Source organism: Methylovorus sp. MM2 (assembly GCF_001648895.1).
In the GTDB taxonomy this organism is placed as follows: domain Bacteria; phylum Pseudomonadota; class Gammaproteobacteria; order Burkholderiales; family Methylophilaceae; genus MM1.
The window spans coordinates 1,113,597-1,131,627 of sequence record NZ_LXUF01000001.1; the positions used below are offsets into that span (position 1 = coordinate 1,113,597).

Genomic DNA, 18,031 nt, shown 5'->3' on the forward strand with positions numbered 1-18,031 from the left:
AAAAAAGGAGAAATATCCATGAGTTTAAAAGATGCATATGTTGAGAAATTAAAAGCCCAGCTTGATGAGTGGTCTGCTGATATTGATGTGTTGGAAGCACGTGCGCGTCAAGTAGAAGCTGATCTGCGCATCAAGTATGAGAGTCAGGTCGAGACATTAAAGCTTAAGCGTGAAGAGGCGAAATTAAAGCTTGCTGAAGTACAGGAATCCGCTGGTGACGCATGGCAGGAACTTAAAAAGGGCGGTGATGAAGCTTGGGATGCAATTAAGAAAAGCTTTGAAGAAGCGCGCAAGAAATTCAAAGAGTAATTTGCTCGGCTGATAATAATCTTATAAATTGATTGGAGGAGATATATGAAGACATCTGTGATTGTTGGAGTATTACTGATTGCCCTTGGTGCAGCAGGCTTTGTATATAAAAGCTTTAGCTATAAATCTGAAGAGACTGTTGCGCAAATCGGCCCATTAAAAGCTACGGCAGAAACTGAAAAGAATATCGCTATTCCTGACGTGTTATCGATTATTTCTATCATCGCGGGCGTGCTGGTTATCGCTATCGGCAGTAGAAGTAAATAACTTTTTTAAGCTGTCAAAATAAAAATGGGGCAATATGCCCCGTTTTTATTTATCTCTTAGACCTTGTTACAGGCTAGTGGCATTAGCCGCCAAATACTTGGCAACGCCTTCTGGTGTTGCATCCATACCGGCTTTACCTTTTTTCCAACCCGCTGGGCAAACTTCACCGTGCTCTTCAAAGAATTGCAGAGCATCAACGATACGCAAGGTCTCATCAATGTCGCGGCCTAGTGGTAGGTCGTTGATCACTTGGTTAACGACTACGCCATCTTTGTTGATCAGGAATGTGCCGCGATATGCAACGCCACCATCTGCTTCAACATCGTATGCCTTTGCGATCTCGTGCTTGATGTCAGCAACCATCGGGTAGCCAACTTTGCCGATACCGCCTTTTTCTACTGGTGTGTTCTTCCATGCCAGATGGGTAAAGTGTGAATCGATTGACACGCCAATCACTTGAACGCCGCGATTTTTGAACTCTTCCAGACGATGGTCGAATGCGATTAGTTCAGATGGGCATACGAAAGTGAAATCTAGTGGCCAGAAGAAAATAACCGCTGGCTTGCCTTTGATATATGCAGCAAGATTAAAATCTTCCTTGATTGAGTTGTCGCCCAACACCGCGGCAGCAGTGAAGTCTGGAGCTGGTTTGCCTACTAATACAGCCATGTGAATCTCCTTTTATATTATGGTGATAACTAGAACCTCAATAGAGTAAATCAACATAAATGAAAATTCTAATTAATTTTTACAATAAGTACGATTTATTATCGCTATGAATATTTTTGGCCTGATTCACCGTACATTTTTTAGCTAAAAAGCAGGCATGATTTGAGACGCTTATCGTGCTAGAATCCTAGACTTTAAGCCATTTACAGCCAACATAAAAATATGGAACAGTTCGCTAAAGAAACCCTTCCTATCAGTCTTGAAGATGAGATGCGCCGTTCGTACCTCGATTACGCGATGAGTGTGATTGTTGGTCGTGCGTTACCTGATGTAAGAGACGGTCTGAAACCAGTTCACAGGCGTGTGCTTTTTGCCATGCATGAGTTAAGTAATGACTGGAACAAGCCTTATAAAAAGTCTGCCCGTATCGTCGGTGACGTGATCGGTAAATACCATCCGCATGGTGATACCGCAGTTTATGACACGATTGTTCGTATGGCGCAGGATTTCTCACTGCGCTATATGCTGGTCGATGGACAAGGTAACTTCGGTTCTGTCGATGGCGATAATGCAGCGGCGATGCGTTATACCGAAATCCGCATGGCGAAGATTGCACACGAGCTGCTTGCCGATATCGACAAAGAGACGGTAGATTTTGGCCCGAACTATGATGGCTCTGAGCATGAGCCGCTTATCATGCCAGCCCGTATTCCTAATCTATTGATCAACGGCTCTTCCGGTATCGCGGTTGGTATGGCGACCAATATCCCGCCACACAACTTGAATGAAGTGATTGATGGCTGTTTGGCGTTACTGCAAAACTCTGAAATCACAATAGATGAGCTGATCGAGATCATTCCGGCACCGGATTTTCCAACTGCAGGCATCATCTACGGCACTGTAGGTGTTAAAGAAGGCTATCGTACAGGTCGTGGGCGCGTCGTGATGCGTGGCCGTACCCATGTCGAGGACATGGAAAAAGGCAATCGTCAGGCGTTGATCGTCGATGAGTTGCCTTACCAGGTAAATAAAAAGACTTTCGTCGAAAAAATTGCTGAACTGGTCAATGAAAAGAAGATCGAGGGCATCTCTGATCTACGTGATGAGTCTGATAAATCAGGCATGCGCGTTGTAATCGAGCTGAAGCGAGGTGAAGTACCAGAAGTCATTCTGAATAACCTGTATAAACAAACGCAGTTGCAAGATACATTCGGCATGAACATGGTGGCCTTGCTGGATGGCCAGCCACGTCTTCTAAATCTTAAGCAGATGCTGGAAGCTTTCTTACGCCATCGCCGTGAGGTGATTACACGCCGTACGGTGTTCGAGTTACGTAAAGCGCGTGAGCGTGGGCATGTCTTGGAAGGTTTGGCAGTCGCTTTGGCGAACGTTGATGAGATGATCGCTTTGATCAAAGCTGCGCCAACGCCACCAGAAGCTAAACGCGAATTGATGGCTAAGGTATGGAAATCGCCCGTCGTTGAAGAGATGCTTAAACGCGCAGCGATGGAAGCCTCTCGCCCTGAAGGTTTGTCTGTAGATTTTGGCCTAACCCCAAATGGTTATAGGCTGTCTGATGTTCAGGCGCAAGAAATTCTGCAAATGCGTCTGCAACGCTTGACTGGTCTTGAGCAAGATAAGATCGTCAACGAATACAAAGATGTCATGGATGTCATCGCTGATTTGCTGGATATTCTAGCCAAAGCTGAGCGTGTGACGCAGATGATTACTGAGGAGTTGGCAACCATACGCCAGCAATTTGGCGATAAGCGCCGCAGTGAGATTATCCATCATGCGCAGGATCTATCTTTAGAAGATCTGATCACACCGCAAGATGTGGTGGTGACGCTTTCTCATACTGGCTATGTTAAGTCTCAGCCATTGGAAGAGTATCGTGCGCAACGTCGTGGTGGCCGCGGTAAACAAGCTGCTGCAACTAAAGAAGATGATTTTATCGATAAGATGTTCGTGGCGAATACCCATGATTACATCCTTTGCTTCTCAAGCCGTGGGCGTGTCTACTGGTTGAAAGTCTATGAAGTGCCGCAAGGCAGCCGGATCAGCCGTGGTAAACCAATCGTAAATCTGTTCCCGCTCGAAGAAGGCGAGAAGATAAATGCTATCCTGCCAGTGAAAGAGTTCGATGAAAATCGGTACATCTTCATGGCAACCGCTGAAGGTACTGTGAAGAAGACCTCATTGATTGAGTTCTCTAACCCACGTAAGTCAGGCATCATCGCGATCAACCTGGATGACGGCGATTACCTGATCGGTGCGGAAGTGACCAATGGCGCTAACGATATCGTGCTGGTTTCAAATGGCGGTAAAGCGGTCTGGTTCGATGAAGAAGATGTACGTGGTATGGGGCGTAACACCCGCGGTGTGCGTGGCATGAAACTGCAAGCTAAACAGCAAGTGATCTCATTGTTGATTGCAGAAGATGATAAGCAGACTGTTCTGGTTGCGACTGAAAATGGCTATGGCAAACGTACTGTGCTTGCTGATTTCCGTCATTCAGGTCGTGGCACGCAGGGTGTGAAAGCGATTGCGACAAGTGAACGTAACGGTGTTGTGGTCGGTGCGAGGTTGGTTGGTGATGATGACGAAATCATGCTGATCACCACTGGTGGTGTCCTCATCCGTACGCGCGTGAAAGAAATTCGCGAATTAGGTCGCGCTACACAAGGCGTGACACTGATTAACCTAGGCGCAGGCGAGAAGCTCTCAGGATTGGAAAAAGTCGTCGAGACAGACGACGAAGAGGAATAAACAGGTCTGTTATGACGAAGATATATAATTTTGCTGCCGGTCCTGCGGTATTGCCGCAGGAGGTACTTGCTCAAGCGCGTGAAGAAATGATGGATTGGCATGGCTCCGGGATGTCCATCATGGAGATGAGTCATCGGGGTAAGGAATTCATGTCAGTTGCTGCCGAAGCCGAAGCAGATTTGCGTGAATTATTGGCTATCCCTGCAAATTACAAGGTGTTGTTTCTACAGGGCGGTGCGCATGCACAGTTCTCAATGGTTCCTATGAACATATTGCGCGGGAAAACCACAGCGGATTATCTTGATACAGGTATCTGGTCACAAAAAGCGATCGCTGAGGCTAACCGTTATTGCAAAGTCAATGTTGTGGCCTCTTCAGCAGACCGAAACTTTACTTATGTGCCAGCACAAAGCGCGTGGCAACTTAATAAAAATGCCGCTTATGTACATTACACCTCCAATGAGACGATTGGTGGGGTAGAGATATTCTGGACGCCGGAAACTGGTAATGTGCCTTTAGTTGGTGATATGTCTTCGCATATCCTTTCGCGGCCTATCGATGTGAGTAAGTACGGCATCATCTATGCCGGCGCACAAAAGAATATCGGGCCTGCTGGCCTGACTATCGTAATCGTACGGGATGACCTGATCGGCAAAACCTTGCCGGGCACACCAACGATGTTTGATTACAAGATACATGCTGATAACGAGTCCATGTACAACACACCACCGACTTATAGCATCTATATGGCAGGGCTTGTTTTTAAATGGCTAAAAGCAAAAGGTGGTTTGGCAGAAATGGAGAAAACCAATATTGCCAAGGCGGGTTTGTTATATGATTATCTCGATAGCTCGGACTTTTACCATTCGCCTGTCGCAGTAGAAAATCGTTCGCGCATGAATGTGCCTTTTACATTAAATGACAGCGCGCTGGATCAGTCATTTCTGACTGCGGCGCAGCAAAATGGCCTGTTGCAGCTAAAAGGCCATAAGCTTGTGGGCGGTATGCGCGCCTCGATTTATAATGCAATGCCAATAGAAGGGGTGCAGGCACTATTGGCGTTTATGAACGATTTTGAGAAAAGTCATTAACGGATCAGGCGAATACGTTAAATCTATATGAGCGACACTCTAAAACAACACCGTGACCAGATCGATGCGATCGATGAGCAACTTTTAAAGTTGATCAACCAGCGTGCGCAGCTTGCAAGAGAGATTGGCAATCTTAAACATGGTGGCCCGATCTATCGTCCTGAACGTGAGGCACAAGTGCTTAGGCGCTTGGTTGAGGTTAATGATGGCCCTTTGTCTGCTGAAGCAGTTACAGCTATTTTTCGGTCGGTGATGTCTAATTGCCGTGCGCTTGAAAAAGAACTTTCTGTCGCATTCCTGGGGCCTCTTGGTACTTTTAGCGAAGAGGCGGCCAATAAGCAATTTGGCGGTTTATCTGCACCAATTCAATGTAGCTCTATCGACGAAGTCTTCCGCATGGTGGAGTCCTCGCGGGTCGATTACGGTGTTGTGCCCGTTGAGAATTCGACTGAAGGCGCTGTTGGGCGTACGCTTGATCTGCTAATGGCAACAGGTTTGCATATTTGCGGCGAGATCACGTTACCGGTACATCATAATCTGCTGAGTAAGAAAAATGATAAGAGTGAAGTTCGTAAAGTCTACTCTCATGCACAGTCACTTGCCCAATGCCACGAGTGGCTAAACCAGAACCTGCCTGATGTCGAACGGCAGGCTGTTGCCAGCAACGCAGAAGCAGCACGCTTGGCTACAGAAGAGCCCGGTGCTGCAGCGATAGCCAGTAAACGTGCTGCAGAGTTGTTCGAGCTGAATCTGCTTGCTGAGAGCATTGAAGATGACCCTAAAAATACGACACGCTTCCTCGTATTGGCAAATCATGAGGTAGCTGCTTCCGGGAAAGATAAAACCTCATTAGTTATCGCTACAAAGAATATCCCTGGCGCTGTTGTTGACTTGCTGAAACCCTTGGCTGAACACAAAGTCAGTATGAGCAAACTAGAATCACGCCCATCAAAGACGGGCATGTGGGAATATGTGTTTTTTGTGGATATTGAAGGACATCATCAGGAAGCACATGTCAAAAATGCGCTCATTGAGCTAGAAAAACGTGCATCCTTACTAAAAATACTTGGTTCTTATCCAGTTGCAGTTATATGATGTAACTGTCTGTTTTTTTATTGTGTCATTGGCGGAATTATTCATGTAGTTTGATATGGCAATCAGTCACGAGTTACTACGATTAGCTGCTTTAGATAAGTGGACGCTTAACTTTAAGGATAAGCGGCTCGAGACTTTTTACCGGCAATACGCACTTCCCAATCTGCGGCGACAAGCCCGCGTTGCTTTACTGTTAGGGGCCATTCTGTATGGCTCTTACGGTTTCCTTGATTTCCTCTTCGTTAGTCCTAATTCTGTTGTTGAGGTTTGGTATATCCGTACCATGGTACTCACTGTTGCTTTTGCAGTTTTGGCACTTACCTATACCAAACGATTTGCACGATATAACCAGATATTTCTGGCATTGTCTGGCATCGCTGGCGGTTTAGGTTTATTAGCCAAGATGTTTTTATTGCCCAACTTTGTCATTGCTTATTTGTATACGGGGTTAATACTCATCACATTCTGGTGTCATTATTTATCTGGCCTACGGTTTATCAATGCCAGTATTGTGGGATCGATTATCTTTGTGATATTCAATTACCTGTTCTTTGGGGAGCGGAATCTGCCAAGGGCATCGATTGTCATCTATGATTTTTTCATGATAGGCGCGAATATTATCGGTGGGTTTGCCAGTTATATCGGTGAAAAACAGCATCGTATATTATTTCTGCGGGAGAAAGAGCTCGATAAAGAGCGGCGTTTACAGCACGAGCGCGCCTTGCATGACCGCCTGACTGGCTTACCGAATCGAGAGCTCTTACATGACCGCATCTCGCAGTCTATCAATTACTCCTTACGTAATGACGAGGTATGTGCAGGTTTATTCCTTGACTTAGATAAATTCAAGCCAATCAATGATATACATGGGCATGCGATAGGTGATCTGGTGTTGCAGGAAGTCGCACGCAGGTTGAAATACGCGATGCGCGAAGCTGATACGATCTCTCGCTTAGGCGGCGACGAATTCTTCGTATTGGCTAAGAATATACAAAGCGAAAGTGCGGCAGACAAGCTGGCTAAGAAGATCAAGCAGCAGCTGGATAAGCCTATCCGTATTCCTAACGGGCCTCTGATTGATGATCTTTCTGTGAGTATTGGTATCTGTATGTTCCCTTATAAAGAGGCGACTGCAATTGATGTTGTGCGGCGTGCAGATCATGCGATGTATGAGGTGAAGCGCGCATCGAAAGCAGCGAAAGGTGAGCCAGTTTCAAGAGATTGATGTCGTGATAAAATGATTCAAAGTAGATACCAAGCGGCGTGAGCCGCTTTTTGTTTTGTTAGATAATGCTGAAAAAAGAGATGATCTTGACCAATCTATGTGACCTTGCACCTTCCTACGTTCGTTCGATAGCACCATATCAACCGGGTAAGCCAATCTCCGAGCTCGCCCGTGAAATGGGTTTGGCGCCGGAACAAATCGTGAAATTGGCCTCAAATGAGAACCCGCTAGGTGTGGGGCCGAAAGCACAAGAGGCGATGCACGAAGCATTGGTAGATATTGCAAGGTATCCTGATGGTAATAGCTTTGCCCTGCGGGATGCGGTATGTCAGCGATTTTCGGTGAATCCGGGGCAGTTGGTTTTTGGTAATGGCTCGAATGATATATTAGAGCTCGCCGCACGTGCATTTTTGGCACCGGGTGATGAAGCTGTTTATTCACAACATGCATTTGCAGTCTATGCGCTTGTCACACAAGCAGTAGGCGCTAAAGGCGTGGTAGTGCCAGCAAAAGATTATGGTCATGACCTTGATGCCATTTTTTCTGCAGTGAATGCAAAGACCAAGATCGTATTTATCGCTAATCCTAATAATCCGACTGGCACTTGGACCGCAAAAGATACATTACTGACATTCTTGCGCAAATTACCTAAGCAAGTGCTTGTGGTGTTGGATGAAGCTTACGATGAATATCTTTCTGATGCGCATAAATCAGAGGCGATCACATGGCTGGCAGAGTTTGATAACCTAATTATCTCCCGTACTTTTTCTAAGGCGTATGGCTTAGCCGGTCTGCGCATTGGGTTTGGTATGGCGTCCGCCGATGTTGCAGGCATCATGAATCGCGTCAGACAGCCTTTCAATGTGAATAGCGTTGCACAAGCTGCCGCTGCGGCTTCTTTATTCGATGACGATTTTGTAGAGAGAAGCCGTGCATTGAATAATGCCGGCATGTTGCAGATCACCCGCGGGTTGGAGGCGTTGGGGCTAGATTACATTCCATCGTTCGGTAACTTTGTCAGTTTTCGTGTAGCGCATGCACCTTCTGTATATCAACGCTTGCTTGAACATGGCGTTATCGTTCGCCCAATTGCAGCCTATGAAATGCCAGAATATTTACGCGTGAGCATTGGCCTTTATGATGAGAATGCACGTTTCCTGGATGCGTTAAAAGATATCATTCAAAAATCATAAGTCAATTGCAGGCTAACAATATCTAATTTGGTGTTGTAAGTACCTATGAGATGTCCATTTTGAGGGTTTTGATCATCATCAACTTTACTTTCCTTGATGAAGAAATGGGCATAGCCGATGTCGAGCTTGGTTGATTCAGAAATTTTGTAATTCGCGCCAATGGTCAACCATTTTCTATCATTATCAGGAATACGCGCAGTTCTGGCGTTATCATCCTTTAATGTGGACTCATCGTAAGCTGCGCCTATGCGTAGCTTAATATTCGGGTTGTATTGGTAATTGGCGCCGATTGAATAGCGCATGGTGTTTTGCCAGTTTTGTGGCGCTGAGAACAGTATGCCCCCATTATCACGTTGCACTGTGAGATCCTTGAATCTGCTCCATCGAGTCCAGGTGATATCTGTTAATAAATCCCATTTTTCTGCAATATGATCCATGCTACTTAACATAATACTTTCCGGCAGAGTGATATCTGCTGAGCCTTTACTATCAGGTGCTACCACCGCAGGAATGCCTGTAGGGCGTGAAAAGGTGATATCTCCTTTAAGCTGTTGTTCTATTTTAGAGCGATAAGCAAGGCCAATACGGTCATTGGGTGTTACCTGAAGCATAGCGCCAAAGTTATACCCGTAACTCCAATCATCACCTTCTACCTTGATGCCGCCATCAGCAGGGATGCCAAAATTGACCGCTCGCGTAAGCTCAGCTTTGGCGTACATCGCAGATAAGCCTGCGCCTATAGACAGTACATCATTCACTTTATATGCGATCGATGGGTTGATATTGAATGTAAGCAGCTCGGTTTGTACTGTCTGATAGCGGCCTATCCACTCCTTGTCATAATCTGTCTTTAATCCAAAAGGGCTGGTGAAGCCGATGCCAATATGAACGTCTGGACTTATTCTCATTGCATAATAGGCTGTTGGCGGGAGTAATTGTGCTCCATTCGCCTCTTCGTTCTCATTGCCTAAGGGTTTACCGAACGCGGCAACTGAACCTGTATTTTGAAACCCTCCTGAAGGTAACATGGCATGCACTGCCACTACTGCTTGTTTATCACCCAAGTATGTCATACCTGCCGGGTTAAAGTAGATCGTGCTGGCATCTTCAGCGCTGGCTGCAGCACCTGCATAGGCGTTACCCAATCCACTTGCACCATTTTCGATAATGCCAAAGCCTGCGGCATTTGATTCAGAAGTGCATAATAAAAAGACGATGCAAAGAAAGGCATTAAAGTATAACGGCCTGAAACCACTGTGTTTTTGCATGTAGAATTGTCGTTAAACTAATGTGGGATTGATTCTAGATTGAAACTGTAGGTGCGTACAGTGCTCATGATAATCATGAGTAGAATTTGCTGGTTTTCGCACTATTGCGATCTCTGTAGTAGATGGAGAATGCATCTCACGTCATGAGCATTAGTAAGATACTGTGCTTGAGATGTAATTACTTTAAATTACTTAGGAGAACTATCATGTGGACTAAGCCAGAAGCTACTGAAATGCGTTTCGGTTTTGAAGTAACAATGTACGTTTGCAATCGTTAATCGATTCAAGCTTACTTAAGGGTATGGTCATTTTGGTGTATAGCCATTTTTGATTGTACTACCGGGTTGCGGGTTTTAGTTATCGAGTAAATCAGCAACCCGGTAACCATAGATTAATGTTATTGCTAGGGTGGCTTTCGGGGAAATTCCGTCCCAATTGGCACCCTATGTTTTTTAGAGATTTTATGCATATTCATGTACTTGGTGCAGCAGCTGGCGGTGGGTTCCCACAGTGGAACTGTAATTGCCCAAATTGTGATGGTCTTCGCAAAGGTACCATCAAAGCTAGCAAGCGCACTCAATCCTCTATTTGCGTAAGTGGAGATGGCGTTAACTGGGTATTGTTTAATACCTCTCCCGATATTTTGCAGCAGATTCAGGATTTTGCACCCTTACAGCCGGGTCGTTCGGTACGTGATACTGGTATCGTAGGCATATTCCTCATTGATGCACAGATCGACCATACGACAGGTCTGTTGATGCTGCGTGAAGGCAAGGTTAAACGTGAGATCTACTGCACGGATATGGTCTATGAAGACCTGACTACAGGCAACCCATTATTGAATATATTAGGCAATTACTGTGGTATCAATCGTCATGTAGTGCCTATCGATGGCAAGACATCATTTGAGATACCGGGTGCAACGAACCTGAAATTTACTGCCGTGGCTTTAAAGAGTGCAGCGCCTCCTTATTCGCCGCATCGTAATAATCCGCACCCGGGTGATACTGTTGGTGTGTTGATAGAAGATACAAATACTGGCAAAAAATGCTGGTATTCACCAGGTCTGGGAGAAATTGAACCGCACCTTCCACCTTTCCTTGAACAGGCTGATTGCATCATGGTGGATGGTACTTTCTGGACTAACACCGAGATGAAAGACATGGGCTTGATGGAAAAGACCGCGCGCGATATTGGGCATCTTCCTCAGTCAGGGGAGGGCGGCATGATCGAAGCGTTGTCATCTTATAATAAAGCGCGCAAGATATTGATCCATATAAATAATACGAATCCTATCTTACGAGAGGATTCAGCTGAACGTGCGGAATTAAGTCGTCATGGTATCGAAGTTGCCTATGACGGCATGGATATCATCCTGTAAAGGAATTAGAGATGAATGCACCGATATTGAATACGCCATGGACGCGTGAAGAGTTCGAAGAAAAGCTCCGTGAAAAAGGCAAGGGCTATCATATCTATCACCCGTTTCACGTGATGATGTATGAGGGCAAGCTGACACGTGAACAGTTGCAATGTTGGGTCGCTAATCGTTTCTATTACCAGATCGGCATTCCGCAAAAAGATGCTGCGATCATGTCAAACTGTCCTGATAAAGAGATTCGCAAGGGCTGGATACAACGCATTATCGATCATGATGGCGAAGGGGACAATGTGGGTGGTATCGAGGCTTGGATCAAGCTCGGTGAAGCCGTTGGCTTGAGCCGTGAGGATGTAACTTCGCTCAAATTCGTCAGCCCCGGTGTTAAATTTGCGGTGGATGCGTATATCAATTTTGCACGTCAGCGCCCTTGGCAAGAATCTGTATGTTCATCGTTGACTGAACTATTCGCTCCGCATATCCACCAACAACGTATCAGCTCGTGGCCGAGCATGTACCCATGGGTGAAAGAAGAAGGGCTTATCTACTTCAAAAAGCGCCTGACAGAAGCCCGCCGTGACGTAGAGCAGGGTTTACACGTAACACTCGATTATTTTAGCCAGAGCCGTGAAATGCAAGAAAAGGCGCTGGAGATTTTACAATTTAAGCTGGATGTATTATGGGTCATTGCCGACTCTATCATGCTGGCTTGCACTGATATCAAGGTTGAACAAAATGTCGACTACCTCAGACAGCCTCGTTAGTTCTGTTAGCTTTGCTGATGTTTATGCATTGGCGCGCCATTATCGCTTTCAATGGGAAGAGGCGCAGCAATGCTATGTATTGTTATTCCCTGAAGGCATGGTCAAGCTGAATGGCGGTGCAGGTGAAGTGTTAAAACGCATCGATGGCGAGAAGAATGTGGGGGAGATATTCGCCGAGTTGGAAACAGCATTTCCCGGTGTACCTGATCTAAAGTCTGACGTGATTGCGATGATTGAGTTGGCTTTAGAGAAAGCCTGGATAGAGAAGCGTGGTTGAGCATGGCTACCAGCATACAAAATAATGGTGTAGCTGCTTCAAAAACCAATACCCAGCCTCTATGGTTATTGGCTGAGGTGACTTATCGCTGCCCCTTGCATTGTGCTTTCTGTTACAACCCAACCGATTACGATAAACACACGCAAAATGAATTGAGTACCGAGCAATGGCTAGGTGCATTACGAGATGCACGTAAGCTCGGTGCCTTGCAATTAGGTATATCCGGTGGCGAGCCGCTATTACGCGATGATATCGAAGACATTGTAGGTGAGGCTGGTCAGTTGGGTTATTACAGTAACTTGATCACCTCAGGCGTTGGCTTAACCGAAAAACGCATCGCTGAGTTCAAGCGTGGGGGCTTGGATCATATTCAGCTCTCTATGCATGACATTACCGAAGAGATCAATAACTTCATCACCAATACGCGCACCTTTGAGCTTAAGAAAAAAGTAGCCGCCATGATCAAAGGGCATGGATACCCCATGGTGTTGAATGTGGTGATCCACCGTTACAACATTGGCCATATCAAAGAGATATTAGAGATGGCAGAGGCGCTTGGCGCCGATTATGTCGAGCTTGCCAATACCCAGTATTACGGATGGTCATTGGTCAACCGTAGCCAGTTGATGCCGACGAAAGAGCAGATCGATCAAGCGGAAGCGATCACAAATGAGTTCCGTAAGAAGATCGGCAACAAGATGAAGATTTACTTTGTCGTGCCAGATTACTTCTCTGATCGCCCTAAAAAATGTATGAATGGCTGGGGCGAGGTCTTTATGATCGTCACCGCGAATGGCGATGTGTTGCCTTGTCATTCTGCGCGCGTGCTACCTAATATGCAGTTTCCCAACTTAAAAGAAAACGGCCTGAAATGGGTGTGGGAAGATTCACCTGCGTTTAATAAATATCGTGGGGATAGCTGGCTAAAAGAACCTTGCCGCACATGCCCTGAAAAAGAGAAGGATCTTGGCGGTTGCCGTTGCCAAGCATTCTTGCTGACAGGCGATGCAGAAAGCGCTGACCCGGTTTGCAGTCTTTCACCTAATCATCATGTGATTACCGCTGCGATTGATAATGCCAAGAAGCCCTTTTTTCAAGAGCAACCGATCATCTTCCGTAATGATAAGAACTCACGCAAGATCATCGATGGTGAGCTTAAAGACAGAGTCGCTGACTTCCACGCTTTACCTTAAGAATGTGTCGAATGCTGTTCTAAAGCATTTGACTATTTAAGGAGTTAAGAGTTAATCAGTGGGCTAAATGCAGCCCGCACTCGCGGTTTTCTTCGCCTTTGGTAGGGTCGTAATAGTCGAAATTGTTTGGTAGGTCATTTGCCGTTAAGTATTGGTATAAGTCTTTTGATGACCAATGCAACAGTGGCGCGACTTTGATCAGGCCATCTGGGTTGATGCTAACCGGGTCCATTTGAGCGCGTACAGCCGTATCAGTCGCGCGGAGAGCTGTAAACCAAACCTCAGGTGCAGCTTCACGCAGGGCGCGGGCGAAAGGCTCTAGCTTGACCTCTTCAGTAAAAGCGGCATGGCGTGGATCATCCAACCCCGGTAATGCACCATCAACTGCTTCACGATGTGCACGCGAGCGTTTAGGCAGGTAGATGGATAGATTGAGACCTAGTTTGCGCGTGACTTCATCAGCGAATTGATAGGTGGCGTCGGTGTTATAGCCGCTGTCCATCCAGATGATGGGCGTTTCTGGTTTGACTTTGGATACCATATGCAGGATGACTGCCTCAAATGGCCTGAAATTGGTCGTACAAATGGCTTTCTTGTTTAAGCTGAGTGCCCATTGCACAAGTTTCTCTGCGTCATTGCCAAGTTCGGCATTGATCTTTTCCAAATCCAGTTCCATCAAAATCTCCGGGTGTTTAGCCTTATAAAATAGGCCTGTATTTTATGATGCCGCTGATTGTAACAAACCTGACTGCTTTGTGCTTGGCTTGCCTCTCATACGCATTCAGTAACTATGACTCAATATATGGTAATAAATTCAGCTTATAATCGACGGATATCCATTGTGGTCACCATTTTCTTTTAAGCTCTAATCCATGCAGAAGACTCCCCCTTTTCTGGTTGCAAGCGTGCTGGCGGCTTTAGCTGCGCTTGCGCCGTTCGCTATCGATACTTATCTGCCAGCCTTCCATACGATGGCGCAAGCACTTGGTGCTGATAATTTGCAGATCCAACAGAGTCTTACAGCTTATTTGCTTGCTTATGCAGCAATGACTTTATGGCATGGTGCAATATCTGATGCGATTGGTCGATTACCTACCATTTATTGGGGTCTTGGGGTCTTCGCTTTAGCTTCACTTGGCTGCACATTTGCGACGAATGTTGAAACGTTATGGTTCTTCCGTGCAGTACAAGGTATCTCCGCAGGGGCAAGTAATGTCGTAGCACGTGCGATGGTGCGTGATCTATTCGAGGGTGTTGCCGCCCAGCGCGTGATGGCGCAGTTGCAGATGATGTTCGGCATAGCACCTGCTATCGCACCTATCATTGGCGGCTGGTTACTTGGCATACATTGGCAGGCGATATTTGTTTTTCTCTTTGTATATGCCATGCTGTCTATCGTCGTTGTCAGGTCGATATTGCGGGAGACATTGCCGTCTGAGAGCCGTGTACCTCTATCTGCTAAGCAAGTGGTTACTGGCTATCGGCAGATTTTTGGAGACATGGAGTATGTCCGATTGGTGGTAGCCATAGGTGCAAATTTTTCCGGGTTCTTTATCTATGTGTTATCGGCGCCGGTATTCCTGATCGAGCATCTAGGCTTAAGCCCACAACAATTTGCTTGGATGTTTATTCCTACCGTTTTCGGCACAATTCTCGGCTCTTTTTTCGCACGCTATACGGCAGGAAAGTTCGCTTCGCACAAAGTGTTGCGCTTTGGCTATCTATGGATGGCTCTCTCGGTATTATTTAACGTAACCGTATGTTTATTTCCACCGCATGCATTCTGGAATATCGCACCCATCGCTTTATATAATATCGGTATGGCATTCGTCATGCCTGTGCTTTCCATTGCCGCATTAGATTGTGTGCCACGTCTCCGGGGAACAGCGGCTTCAGGGCAGGCATTCATGCAAATGGTGCTCTCAACGGCGTCTGCCGGGTTAATCATCCCATTGCTTTGGCATCATCCTTTAGGTTTGGCAATGGGTATGGCGGGATATCTGCTTATCGGTTGGTTGAGCCTGCGTAGTAGTGCGATATGGCAACCTGTTAAGGGTAATGTTCAAGTTTAGGTAGCGTTTTAAACTTACTGATTTTTACGCCGCATCTTCCAATGCTTTCAGGAATTCATCGCCATATTTGGCAAGCTTGGCTTGACCTACACCACTAATTCTTCCCATCTCTGTCAGGCTTTGCGGTTTCTGGTTGAGTATTTCCAGCAATGTACTGTCATGGAATATCACATAAGGCGGAACGCCTTGTTCCTTTGCTAGCTCCATACGTTTAGCTTTAAGTGCTTGCCATAGCGGATCATTGTTCGCATCAGCGTAGGCTTCACGTGCACGTGAACCGCGTTCTGATTTACTAAGCTTGCTTTTCTCAGGTAAAGCATCGCGGCGCTGCCATACCTCTTGTTCGCCACGCAATACAGGCCTTGCCGATTCTGTGAGTTTTAGGCCGCCGTAGGCTTCTATATCAACCTCAAGTAATCCTGCCGCTGCAAGTTGGCGGAATACGCTACTCCATTGCGCGTTATTTAGCGCTTTACCAATACCAAATGTACTTACTTGCTGATGATTGAATTTTTCAATCTGAGGTGTGGTTTTCCCGATCAGGATATCGATTAAATGACCTGTCCCAAAGCGCTGACCGGTACGGTATACACAGGAGAGCGCCATCTGTGAGGCTTGCGTTGCATCCCATGTGTCAGCAGGTTCCAGGCAGTTATCGCATTGGCCGCAATCTCCAGGATGTTCTTCACCGAAATATCGCAATATGGTTTGATGCCGACAGCTTGTTGATTCGCAAAAGCCAAGCAGGGCATCGAGTTTTTGCCGCTCTACGCGTTTACGTTCCTCGGGTGCATCGCCGCCATCCAGCATCTGCCGCATCGATACGACATCGCCTAGACCATAAGCCATCCATGCATTTGCGGGTAGTCCATCTCGCCCGGCACGCCCAGTTTCTTGGTAATAGCCTTCCATACTTTTTGGTAGGTCAAGGTGAGCCACAAAACGGACATTGGGTTTATCAATGCCCATGCCAAAAGCTACCGTGGCTACCATGATGATGCCTTCTTCTCGTAGAAAACGTCGCTGATGCGTCTCACGTATTTTTGAGTCTAGGCCAGCGTGGTAAGGTAGAGCATTCCAACCTCGGTTTTTTAGCCACTCGGCAGTCTCATCCACTTTTCTACGTGATAGGCAGTAAATAATCCCTGCATCATTCGCATGTTCAGCCTCAAGAAAATCCTCAAGTTGCTTACGCGCATTATTCTTAAGTGCTACCTTGTAACGGATATTGGGGCGGTCAAAGCTGGCAATAAACTGCTGTGCGCTTTCTAGTGCCAAGCGCTCAATAATCTCTGCACGGGTAGGGGCATCTGCGGTAGCAGTGAGCGCGACGCGTGGTACATCAGGGAAGCGCTCATGTAGCACCGTCAACTGGCGATATTCAGGGCGGAAATCATGACCCCATTGAGATACACAATGTGCTTCGTCGATGGCGAACAATGCCAGGCCTATGTGGTCTTGTACTTCGTCCAGCAGGCTAAGAAAGCTACCGAGCATCAATCTTTCTGGCGCAACATACAGAATCTTGATTTCACCACTCATGATGCGGCGAGTAATTTGAGCGGCATCTTCTGCCCGCAAGCTAGAGTTGAGATAGGCCGCTTGTACACCCAGTTGTTGTAAAGCATCGACTTGATCTTGCATCAACGCAATCAAGGGCGAGACGACAATCGCCAACCCGTCACGTAATAATGCTGGAATCTGGTAGCACAATGACTTACCGCCACCTGTTGGCATCAGCACTAGCGCATCACCACCTGATGCTAAGTGCTCGACTACGGCCTGTTGTGTGCCACGGAACTGGTTATAGCCGAAAACTTGTTCGAGTATCTGTTGTGCTTTGAGGTTTGCCATTGAGATTTGATTGGAGTGTAAAGCTGATTATACGGCGACGAGGTGATTTATAAGAGACAGAAATAGAGATTAGGTAAATAAAAAAGGAGGCCGCAGCCTCCTTTTAGCATAACGATTATCGAGAGAGTTACTCCTCGATCAGTAGCTCACGTTTTCCTGTCGCGCCGTTATTCGCATCTGCATCAGGCAGTGGTGCCTTGCGCGCAGTGATTGCAGGCCATATCTCAGAAAAACGAGCATTAAGCTCGATATATTCCTGTTGATCTGCCGGAACGTCGTCCTCTGAGAAGATCGCCTCAGCAGGGCACTCTGCCACACACAATGTGCAGTCGATACACTCGTCAGGATTGATGGCAAGAAAATTCGGGCCTTCAACAAAACAATCTACCGGACATACATCGACGCAATCGGTATATTTACATTGAATGCAATTTTCGGTTACTACATAAGTCATTTACGATCCTTTAAATACTTTGCTAAAAGGCTTACTTAACAAGCACTTCATTCAAATTTTGGCTCAGTCTATAATTATAAGCCATACAAAACATTATTTTAATTGATTCTTTAGATAAGCTAATTAGGTTTCTCAGATAAGCTATTTTCTAAG

General features: G+C 46.3%; 18 protein-coding genes. 13 read left to right on the top strand and 5 right to left on the bottom strand.

Features of this window, described 5'->3' with window-relative positions; genetic code table 11:
• The first annotated feature begins 18 nt into the window (after nt 1-18).
• Both A7981_RS05260 and A7981_RS05265 read left to right on the top strand, forming a co-directional pair.
• Nucleotides 19-309, top strand: a complete 291-nt coding sequence (locus A7981_RS05260) for a conserved coiled coil protein (protein WP_067264984.1) — start codon at nt 19-21, stop codon at nt 307-309.
• Between the two features lie 45 nt (nt 310-354).
• Nucleotides 355-576 carry a hypothetical protein gene (locus A7981_RS05265; RefSeq protein WP_067264992.1) on the top strand — a complete coding sequence of 74 codons (222 nt, stop codon included), beginning with the start codon at nt 355-357 and terminating at the stop codon, nt 574-576.
• A 66-nt stretch (nt 577-642) separates the two neighbouring features.
• Here A7981_RS05265 and A7981_RS05270 read toward each other — a convergent pair whose 3' ends face one another.
• Complete coding sequence (locus A7981_RS05270) at nt 643-1,245, bottom strand: peroxiredoxin (protein ID WP_067264995.1); 603 nt, start codon at nt 1,243-1,245, stop codon at nt 643-645.
• Nucleotides 1,246-1,467: 222 nt separating this feature from the next.
• Between A7981_RS05270 and gyrA the strand changes: the two genes are divergently transcribed.
• From gyrA to hisC, 5 genes are all read left to right on the top strand, one after another.
• Nucleotides 1,468-4,014: a DNA gyrase subunit A gene (gyrA, locus tag A7981_RS05275; protein WP_067264998.1), complete on the top strand. Its 2,547-nt coding sequence runs from the start codon at nt 1,468-1,470 to the stop codon at nt 4,012-4,014.
• Between the two features lie 11 nt (nt 4,015-4,025).
• A complete protein-coding gene (gene serC / locus A7981_RS05280) occupies nt 4,026-5,105 on the top strand; it encodes a 3-phosphoserine/phosphohydroxythreonine transaminase (RefSeq protein ID WP_067265000.1) in 1,080 nt (359 codons plus the stop codon).
• Between the two features lie 27 nt (nt 5,106-5,132).
• Entirely contained in the window at nt 5,133-6,200 is a 1,068-nt protein-coding gene (pheA, locus tag A7981_RS05285) for a prephenate dehydratase (RefSeq protein WP_067265002.1), read from the top strand.
• A gap of 55 nt (nt 6,201-6,255) precedes the next feature.
• Nucleotides 6,256-7,425, top strand: coding sequence for a GGDEF domain-containing protein (locus tag A7981_RS05290; RefSeq protein WP_067265011.1), 1,170 nt, complete (start codon nt 6,256-6,258; stop codon nt 7,423-7,425).
• An 86-nt stretch (nt 7,426-7,511) separates the two neighbouring features.
• Nucleotides 7,512-8,618, top strand: coding sequence for a histidinol-phosphate transaminase (gene hisC, locus A7981_RS05295; RefSeq protein WP_371440342.1), 1,107 nt, complete (start codon nt 7,512-7,514; stop codon nt 8,616-8,618).
• Here the strand turns inward: hisC and A7981_RS05300 are convergent.
• On the bottom strand, nt 8,606-9,886 hold the full coding sequence (locus A7981_RS05300; RefSeq protein WP_082889214.1) for an OmpP1/FadL family transporter: 1,281 nt from the start codon (nt 9,884-9,886) through the stop codon (nt 8,606-8,608). The genes hisC and A7981_RS05300 overlap by 13 nt on opposite strands.
• Nucleotides 9,887-10,092: 206 nt before the next feature.
• Between A7981_RS05300 and pqqA the strand changes: the two genes are divergently transcribed.
• The 5 genes from pqqA to pqqE all read left to right on the top strand — a co-directional run bounded on the left by pqqA (nt 10,093) and on the right by pqqE (nt 13,498).
• Entirely contained in the window at nt 10,093-10,164 is a 72-nt protein-coding gene (gene pqqA / locus A7981_RS11725; protein ID WP_013440845.1) for a pyrroloquinoline quinone precursor peptide PqqA, read from the top strand.
• A gap of 185 nt (nt 10,165-10,349) precedes the next feature.
• Nucleotides 10,350-11,267, top strand: a complete 918-nt coding sequence (gene pqqB / locus A7981_RS05305; RefSeq protein ID WP_067265015.1) for a pyrroloquinoline quinone biosynthesis protein PqqB — start codon at nt 10,350-10,352, stop codon at nt 11,265-11,267.
• A gap of 11 nt (nt 11,268-11,278) precedes the next feature.
• A complete protein-coding gene (gene pqqC, locus A7981_RS05310; RefSeq protein ID WP_067265017.1) occupies nt 11,279-12,028 on the top strand; it encodes a pyrroloquinoline-quinone synthase PqqC in 750 nt (249 codons plus the stop codon).
• Nucleotides 12,000-12,305, top strand: coding sequence for a pyrroloquinoline quinone biosynthesis peptide chaperone PqqD (pqqD, locus tag A7981_RS05315; RefSeq protein ID WP_067265018.1), 306 nt, complete (start codon nt 12,000-12,002; stop codon nt 12,303-12,305). The genes pqqC and pqqD overlap by 29 nt, the downstream gene beginning before the upstream one ends.
• Before the next feature lie 2 nt (nt 12,306-12,307).
• Nucleotides 12,308-13,498, top strand: a complete 1,191-nt coding sequence (gene pqqE, locus A7981_RS05320; protein WP_067265020.1) for a pyrroloquinoline quinone biosynthesis protein PqqE — start codon at nt 12,308-12,310, stop codon at nt 13,496-13,498.
• Between the two features lie 55 nt (nt 13,499-13,553).
• Here the strand turns inward: pqqE and A7981_RS05325 are convergent, their stop codons facing one another.
• Nucleotides 13,554-14,174, bottom strand: a complete 621-nt coding sequence (locus A7981_RS05325) for a phosphoadenosine phosphosulfate reductase family protein (RefSeq protein WP_067265025.1) — start codon at nt 14,172-14,174, stop codon at nt 13,554-13,556.
• A gap of 196 nt (nt 14,175-14,370) precedes the next feature.
• Between A7981_RS05325 and A7981_RS05330 the strand changes: the two genes are divergently transcribed.
• Nucleotides 14,371-15,570 carry a multidrug effflux MFS transporter gene (locus tag A7981_RS05330; RefSeq protein WP_067265028.1) on the top strand — a complete coding sequence of 400 codons (1,200 nt, stop codon included), beginning with the start codon at nt 14,371-14,373 and terminating at the stop codon, nt 15,568-15,570.
• Nucleotides 15,571-15,594: 24 nt separating this feature from the next.
• Here the strand turns inward: A7981_RS05330 and recQ are convergent, their stop codons facing one another.
• Together recQ and fdxA are read right to left on the bottom strand one after the other, a co-directional pair.
• Nucleotides 15,595-17,424 (bottom strand): DNA helicase RecQ, encoded by a 1,830-nt coding sequence (recQ, locus tag A7981_RS05335; RefSeq protein WP_067265031.1) that lies wholly within the window; start codon nt 17,422-17,424, stop codon nt 15,595-15,597.
• A 127-nt stretch (nt 17,425-17,551) separates the two neighbouring features.
• Nucleotides 17,552-17,878, bottom strand: coding sequence for a ferredoxin FdxA (fdxA, locus tag A7981_RS05340; protein ID WP_067265034.1), 327 nt, complete (start codon nt 17,876-17,878; stop codon nt 17,552-17,554).
• Between the last annotated feature and the right edge of the window lie 153 nt (nt 17,879-18,031).

Coding starts and splice junctions, on each gene's coding strand:
- A7981_RS05270 (WP_067264995.1), bottom strand. CDS start 1,245: ATGGCTGTATTAGTAGGCAAACCAGCTCCAGACTTCACTGCTGCCGCG.
- A7981_RS05265 (WP_067264992.1), top strand. CDS start 355: ATGAAGACATCTGTGATTGTTGGAGTATTACTGATTGCCCTTGGTGCA.
- pqqE (WP_067265020.1), top strand. CDS start 12,308: ATGGCTACCAGCATACAAAATAATGGTGTAGCTGCTTCAAAAACCAAT.
- pqqB (WP_067265015.1), top strand. CDS start 10,350: ATGCATATTCATGTACTTGGTGCAGCAGCTGGCGGTGGGTTCCCACAG.
- pheA (WP_067265002.1), top strand. CDS start 5,133: ATGAGCGACACTCTAAAACAACACCGTGACCAGATCGATGCGATCGAT.
- gyrA (WP_067264998.1), top strand. CDS start 1,468: ATGGAACAGTTCGCTAAAGAAACCCTTCCTATCAGTCTTGAAGATGAG.
- A7981_RS05290 (WP_067265011.1), top strand. CDS start 6,256: ATGGCAATCAGTCACGAGTTACTACGATTAGCTGCTTTAGATAAGTGG.
- A7981_RS05260 (WP_067264984.1), top strand. CDS start 19: ATGAGTTTAAAAGATGCATATGTTGAGAAATTAAAAGCCCAGCTTGAT.
- recQ (WP_067265031.1), bottom strand. CDS start 17,424: ATGGCAAACCTCAAAGCACAACAGATACTCGAACAAGTTTTCGGCTAT.
- fdxA (WP_067265034.1), bottom strand. CDS start 17,878: ATGACTTATGTAGTAACCGAAAATTGCATTCAATGTAAATATACCGAT.
- pqqC (WP_067265017.1), top strand. CDS start 11,279: ATGAATGCACCGATATTGAATACGCCATGGACGCGTGAAGAGTTCGAA.
- A7981_RS05330 (WP_067265028.1), top strand. CDS start 14,371: ATGCAGAAGACTCCCCCTTTTCTGGTTGCAAGCGTGCTGGCGGCTTTA.
- pqqD (WP_067265018.1), top strand. CDS start 12,000: ATGTCGACTACCTCAGACAGCCTCGTTAGTTCTGTTAGCTTTGCTGAT.
- A7981_RS05300 (WP_082889214.1), bottom strand. CDS start 9,886: ATGCAAAAACACAGTGGTTTCAGGCCGTTATACTTTAATGCCTTTCTT.
- A7981_RS05325 (WP_067265025.1), bottom strand. CDS start 14,174: ATGGAACTGGATTTGGAAAAGATCAATGCCGAACTTGGCAATGACGCA.
- serC (WP_067265000.1), top strand. CDS start 4,026: ATGACGAAGATATATAATTTTGCTGCCGGTCCTGCGGTATTGCCGCAG.